Origin of the sequence: Mycobacterium sp. THU-M104, assembly GCF_049197365.1 — a bacterium.
Classification (GTDB): Bacteria; Actinomycetota; Actinomycetes; order Mycobacteriales; family Mycobacteriaceae; genus Mycobacterium.
On record NZ_JBMIOP010000208.1, the window covers coordinates 1 to 3,695 of the forward strand.

Genomic DNA, 3,695 nt, shown 5'->3' on the forward strand with positions numbered 1-3,695 from the left:
AAAAGTAGCGCTGAGCACAGTCTCGACGCCGCCAGCGCAGACTCGGCACCAGCGGCGTCTGGTAACAACCCCCGACGAACTTACGGGCGAGACCACTAAGCCTGCCGCGATCAGGGTCGGCGTCCACGAGGCGAAGACCCGCCTGTCGGAGCTGCTGCGGTTCGTCGACAGCGGGCAGGAGGTCGAGATTGCCCGGGGAGGTGAACCCTTTGCAAAGCTCGTGCCGTTCCACTCGCAGAACACCCGCCGCTTGGGCATCGACCACGGCGTGTACACCGTGCCTGAAGATTTCGGCGCTCCGTTGCCGGACGATGTTCTCGAAAGCTTTTATCGGTGATCGCATGCGCCGCTCCGGCACTTCTGCGCTGCCCGTCGACCACGCGCACACGCTGAGGACCGCTGATCTTCCCGATCACCATCGGGATCCCTTCGACCGTGTCCTCCTCGCTCAGGCGCAGCTGCTCGACCTGATGATCATCACCGCAGGCAACCAGCTGTCTGCCTACAATATCCCGGTCGTCGCCGCGTGATGACCGGATTTCGCCGGGGCTGCCCGATGCCACTGTCGCCCGCCTCGACGGTGATGCGGCATCCCATGGCTCCTCGCGACGTTGGTGAGTTCCTTTGTCAGAACACCGAACTTGACCCGTTCCAGGATCGCTCAACCGTGCAGCGGTCGACACGCCGTAGGATCGGCCCGTGAGCCCGGATGCGTTGGCGGATCTGATCACCGGCCTGCCCGACGGGACGGTGGTCACCGATCCCGCGGTGACCGAAGGCTACCGGCAGGACCGGGCTTTCGACCCTTCGGCGGGCACCCCGCTGGCCGTGGTGCGGCCACGGTGCACCGACGAGGTGCAGACGGTGCTGCGCTGGGCGTGCGCACATCGGGTGCCGGTGATCACGCGGGGCGCCGGCAGCGGCCTGTCGGGCGGCGCGACCGCGCTGGACAGCGGGATCGTGCTGTCCACGGAGAAGATGCGTGACATCACCGTCGATCCCGTGACCCGTACCGCGGTGTGCCAGCCCGGCCTGTTCAACGCGGAGGTGAAGAAGGCCGCCGCCGAGCACGGCCTGTGGTACCCGCCGGATCCGTCGTCGTTCGAGATCTGCAGCATCGGGGGCAACATCGCCACCAACGCCGGCGGGCTGTGCTGCGTGAAGTACGGCGTCACCACCGACTACGTGCTGGGCATGCAGGTGGTGCTCGCCGATGGCACCGCGGCGCGGCTGGGCGGTCCGCGTTTGAAGGACGTCGCGGGACTGAGCCTGACGAAATTGTTCGTCGGCAGCGAGGGGACCCTCGGCGTCATCACCGAGGTGACGCTGCGGCTGCTGCCCGCGCCCAACACGTCGTGCATCGTGGTGGCGTCGTTCGGGTCCGTCCAGTCGGCGGTCGACGCGGTGCTCGGCGTCACGGCGCGCCTGCGGCCCTCGATGCTGGAGTTCATGGATTCGGTGGCGATCAATGCCGTCGAAGACCTGTTGCGCATGGACCTGGATCGTTCGGCGGCCGCGATGCTGGTCGCCGGCTCCGACGAGCGGGGCGCGGCCGGTGCGCAGGATGCCGAGGTGATGGCCGCGGTGTTCGCGGAAAACGGCGCGACGGAGGTGTTTTCGACCGACGACCCGGACGAGGGCGAGGCGTTCGTCGCCGCCCGCCGGTTCGCCATCCCCGCGGTCGAGGCCAAGGGGCCGCTGCTGCTCGAAGACGTCGGGGTGCCGCTTCCGGCGCTGGGCGGGCTGGTCACCGGGATCGAGCGCATCGCCGCCGAGCGCGAGCTGACGATCTCGGTGATCGCCCACGCCGGCGACGGCAACACCCACCCGCTGATCGTCTACGACCCCGCCGACGCCGCGATGACCGAGCGCGCCAATCTGGCGTTCGGCGAGATCATGGACCTGGCACTCAGCCTGGGCGGCACGATCACCGGCGAGCACGGCGTGGGCCGGCTCAAGCGGCCGTGGCTTTCCGGCTACCTCGGGCCCGAGGTGATGGAGCTCAACCAGCGCATCAAAACCGCGCTGGACCCGTTGGGGATTCTGAACCCCGGCGCGGCGATCTGAGGGGCCGATGCCGGCGCAGTCGGCGGTTGACACAACCCGCGAAATGCCCTAGGCCTACAACATGTCAGCAGCTACTTCGCAGGATGCCCCGGCCCGGTTCGAGCTCGCCACTGCGGACACTTGGGAGTGTCCCTGGCCGATGTACCGCGCGCTGCGCGACCACGACCCAGTGCACCACGTCGTGCCGCGCACACGGCCCGACCACGACTACTACGTGCTGTCCCGGCACGCCGAGGTCTGGTCGGCGTCGCGCGACCACGAGACGTTCTCCTCCGCGCAGGGGCTGACCGTCAACTACGGCGAACTTGAAATGATCGGGCTGCAGGACAACCCGCCGTTCGTCATGCAGGACCCGCCGGTGCACACCGAGTTCCGCAAGCTGGTTGCGCGCGGCTTCACGCCGCGACAGGTCGAGGCGGTCGAACCCAAGGTCCGCGAGTTCGTCGTCGAGCGCATCGACAAGCTGCGCGCCCAGGGTGGTGGCGACATCGTGACCGAGTTGTTCAAACCACTGCCGTCGATGGTGGTCGCGCACTACCTCGGCGTGCCCGAGGAGGACCGGGCGCAGTTCGACGGCTGGACCGATGTGATCGTGGCCGCCAACACCGCCGGCGGTGACGACGATGGCGTCGGTGACGGCGGTGGGGTCGGGGCGCTCGCGGGCGCCGGTGAGGCGGTCGGGTCGATGACGGCCTACTTCACCGCACTGATCGAGCAGCGCCGCACTGAACCCGAAGACGACACCCTCTCCCACCTGGTGGCCGCCGGGGTGGGCGCCGACGGGGACATCGCCGGCATGCTGTCGGTGCTGGCGTTCACCTTCACGATGGTCACCGGCGGCAACGACACGACCACCGGGATGTTGGGCGGCTCGATGCCGTTGCTGCACGAGCGTCCCGACCAGCGCCGGCTGCTGGTGGACAACCCGGGGCTGATCCCCGACGCGGTCGACGAGCTGCTGCGGCTGACCTCGCCGGTGCAGGGCCTGGCGCGTACCACCACGCGCGACGTGACGCTGCACGACACGATCATCCCGGCCGGGCGCAAGGTCCTGCTGCTATACGGGTCGGCCAACCGCGACGAGCGCCAATACGGTCCGGACGCAAGCGAACTCGACGTCACCCGAGGCCCGCGCAACATCATGACGTTCAGCCACGGCGCCCACCACTGTCTGGGCGCCGCCGCCGCCCGGATGCAGTCGCGCGTCGCGTTGACCGAACTGCTCTCCCGCTGCCCGGATTTCGAGGTCGAGGTGCCGGCGATCGTGTGGTCGGGCGGCAGTTACGTGCGCCGCCCACTGTCGGTGCCGATCCGGGTGAACTCCTGAGGCCCGCCGGCTGGCCGCCCGGAAGGGTTATCCGAAGAAACCGGACTGGTTGTCGCTGTGGTTGAAAGCACCCGAATCGTTGGCACCTGAGTTCCAGGCACCCGAGTCGGATGTCCCGTGATTACCCACCCCGGAGTTCAAAGCACCCGAATTGAATACTCCCGTGTCACCGCCACCGGAACCCGAGTTGTTGAAACCCACGTTACTGAACCACCCCGAGTTTCGTGCACACCTTCTTTTGTGGGAAGGATGGCACGATGCCAAGCAAGTACGACCCGGAGGTCAAGGCGAAGGCGGTCCG

At 68.0% G+C, this 3,695-nt stretch carries 4 protein-coding genes; all 4 read left to right on the forward strand.

The window, feature by feature from the left end:
• Positions 1-337, forward strand: a 337-nt coding sequence (locus tag ACOJVU_RS16305; RefSeq protein WP_421530716.1) for a type II toxin-antitoxin system Phd/YefM family antitoxin, incomplete at its 5' end; no start/stop codon positions are given.
• 4 nt (positions 338-341) lie between these two features.
• Entirely contained in the window at positions 342-530 is a 189-nt protein-coding gene (locus tag ACOJVU_RS16310; RefSeq protein ID WP_421530717.1) for a PIN domain-containing protein, read from the forward strand.
• A 169-nt stretch (positions 531-699) separates the two neighbouring features.
• A complete protein-coding gene (locus tag ACOJVU_RS16315) occupies positions 700-2,067 on the forward strand; it encodes an FAD-binding oxidoreductase (RefSeq protein WP_421530718.1) in 1,368 nt (455 codons plus the stop codon).
• Positions 2,068-2,128: 61 nt separating this feature from the next.
• Positions 2,129-3,394 (forward strand): cytochrome P450, encoded by a 1,266-nt coding sequence (locus ACOJVU_RS16320; protein ID WP_421530719.1) that lies wholly within the window; start codon positions 2,129-2,131, stop codon positions 3,392-3,394.
• Positions 3,395-3,695 lie beyond the last annotated feature (301 nt).

Bases quoted from the DNA above. Each gene is read 5' to 3' on its own strand.
- ACOJVU_RS16310 (WP_421530717.1), top strand. From the start codon at position 342: ATGCGCCGCTCCGGCACTTCTGCGCTGCCCGTCGACCACGCGCACACG.
- ACOJVU_RS16320 (WP_421530719.1), top strand. From the start codon at position 2,129: ATGTCAGCAGCTACTTCGCAGGATGCCCCGGCCCGGTTCGAGCTCGCC.